This window comes from Nonlabens dokdonensis (assembly GCF_002162835.1).
GTDB classification, from domain to species: domain Bacteria; phylum Bacteroidota; class Bacteroidia; order Flavobacteriales; family Flavobacteriaceae; genus Nonlabens; species Nonlabens dokdonensis_B.
Map to the genome: position 1 here is coordinate 1 of NZ_MAAX01000022.1, position 2,205 is coordinate 2,205.

Sequence of the window (2,205 nt, forward strand, 5' to 3'; positions counted from 1 at the left end):
AGGAAATGCAAACGAAGATGATGTTTTAATAAGCGCTGGAATAGAAAGGGCATCTACTCTTATCACCGCTTTGCCAGAAGATGCAGATAATTTATTTGTAGTATTAAGTGCTCGACAGTTAAATAAAGAATTGAAAATAATCTCCCGAGCTAGTGAAGAAAATACTTATAAGAAATTAAAACTGGCTGGTGCAGATAATGTTATACTTCCAGATACGATCGGAGGTCAGCATATGGCATCACTTATTGTTAGTCCTGACTTGATTGAGTTTTGGGATAATTTAAGTTACGGAGGAAATGAAGGTGTAAATCTTGAACAAATTTCATTTGAGCAAATGTTTGATGATGAAAGAGATTGTACCATTATCAATCTAAATTTGAGAAAAGAAACTGGTTGTACAATTATAGGCTACAAAGCACCTGATGGTAATTATACCGTTAATCCAGATCCTACATTGCCATTAGTTCCTGGTTCAAAGATCATTGTCGTAGGTAATTCTAGTCAAATCGCAAAACTGCAAAAAGTTTACAGAATTAACAATGACATAACATAGTACTCATAAAACTTTCAAAAGGCAAGTTTTTTATGCATCTTGCTGCCTCAATTTCATCATTAAAAATAAAAATGAATAAGATCGTTCTATTTATTGCTTTTCTATTTACAGCTATATTTTCTCAAGCTCAGGAATTAACATTAGAAGCAACCACGTCTAACCCTACCACTGAAATAAATGATGGTGTCATAGAAGTTGCAGTGCTTAATGGTACACCACCATATACTTACAAGTGGTCCAATCAATCTACATCGCTTAAATCTAATAAAGCTACTGGCGTTACTGAAGGATTTGAATACTCTGTGCTAGTAACTGACAGTGAAGGAAAAACCGCTACTGGTTATTATCAGGTCGAGTCAGAACATATAACAGAAATCTTGAATGGTGGAGCAGTTCCTGCTGTAGCTGCAATGGGTAATGTTTTGTTTTGGGATCCTTTTAGTGCCATCGGTATTTACGATCCTGTGGTTTATGCTGAAGGGAAAAATATTTCTATCCCAGATTGGGAAGCGGGCGACTTAAATAAATATACCTTAAACAGATGGTTAAAGGCTGATGGGTCTACTGTTAAAAAAGGAGAGCCTGTTGCAATAATAAGTATAGAAGGTAAAGATGATGTAACTGTGATGTCTCCATCAAAAGGGGTTTTTAAACACCTTGAAAGCAGAGGGAATCCTCTTAATGAAGGTGATGTAATTTATAATGGTGAGAATAGTGGAGATGTAGTGGAGACTGGAGCTCACTTATTTTCAAGAGTAGAGTATAGTGAGAAAACACCTTTACTGCACCCTAATGGAGACGTTCAGACTAAAGGTATTCCTTTTATCGTTGTTTGGCTAGTATTAGGAGCCTTATTCTTTACCGTACGTATGGGTTTCATCAACTTTAGAGGTTTTAAACACTCAATTGATTTAGCTAAAGGTAAATATGACGACCCAACTGCTCCAGGTCAAGTAACGCATTTCCAGGCGTTAGCCACTGCCGTTTCAGGAACAGTAGGATTAGGGAATATAGCCAGTGTTGCAGTAGCCATTTCTTTAGGTGGTGCAGGTGCTACTTTCTGGATGATATTAGCCGGTTTACTAGGTATGTCTTCTAAATTTGTGGAATGTACCTTAGGTGTTAAATATCGTTTTATCGCAGAGGATGGATCGGTTTACGGTGGACCTATGAACTACCTCCGTTATGGTTTAGAAAAACAAAGTAAAAAAGGTTTAGGAAAAGTTCTTGCAGTAATGTTTGCCATCCTAGCTATCGGAGCTTCTTTTGGAGGTGGTAACATGTTTCAGTCTAATCAAGCTTTTGCTGGTTTAGTGACTCAGTTTAAATTTTTAGAAGGTTATGGTTTCTGGTTTGGTGTGGTTACAGCCGTTCTAGTAGGTTTTGTAATAATAGGTGGTATTAAAAGTATCGCTAAAGTAACAGAGAAAGTGGTGCCATTTATGGCTAGTGTTTATGTTATTGCAGCATTAGCGGTAATAATCATAAATATAGAGAATATTGGCCCTGCATTTAGCGCTATAATAGATGGAGCTTTTAGCCCGTCAGCTATCAAAGGTGGAATTATAGGAGTTTTAATTGTAGGATTCCAGCGAGCTGCTTTTTCAAATGAAGCAGGTGTAGGTTCTGCCGCAATTGCACATAGTGCTGCA

Annotated in this window: 2 protein-coding genes; both read left to right on the top strand. The window is 37.2% G+C overall.

Features of this window, described 5'->3' with window-relative positions:
* Positions 1–553 (top strand): TrkA family potassium uptake protein (locus tag A9Q93_RS01295; RefSeq protein WP_303685573.1); only part of this gene is annotated, 553 nt, incomplete at its 5' end.
* 71 nt (positions 554–624) lie between these two features.
* Positions 625–2,205 (top strand): alanine:cation symporter family protein (locus A9Q93_RS01300; RefSeq protein WP_303685574.1); only part of this gene is annotated, 1,581 nt, incomplete at its 3' end.